The sequence below is a fragment of the Streptococcus sp. HMSC061D10 genome (assembly GCF_001808865.1).
Taxonomy (GTDB): domain Bacteria; phylum Bacillota; class Bacilli; order Lactobacillales; family Streptococcaceae; genus Streptococcus.
This window is the reverse complement of record NZ_KV795025.1, coordinates 408-681: the sequence shown is the minus strand read 5'-3', so window position 1 is coordinate 681 and position 274 is coordinate 408. Positions and strand designations below refer to the sequence as shown.

General features: G+C 42.7%; 1 protein-coding gene. It reads right to left on the bottom strand.

Annotated elements, in window-relative coordinates; all coding sequences use genetic code 11:
• A partial coding sequence (locus HMPREF2728_RS08670; protein ID WP_148130303.1) for a Spy0128 family protein occupies positions 1-274 on the bottom strand: 274 nt, incomplete at both ends.

Genomic DNA, 274 nt, shown 5'->3' with positions numbered 1-274 from the left:
TGGTTGGAACTTAGGTTCTTCTGGAGGAGTGACACGGTTGTTAAACTCTTTATCAGCGATGTCGCCAACAGTTGCCACAAGAACTTTAGCTGTTCCGTCGTGTTTAACTGTAACTGTTACATTCGCTTTCATTGTGTCGTATGTTACAGTTGCGTCTGTTCCAGCTACTTCTTCAACAGTGTAGTTGTGAACGCCTTCTTCACCCTTCTTGAATTTAAGAGCTTTGAACTTAACGTTACCAGCCGCATCGTTGCTTACAGTTTCAAGAGTCTTA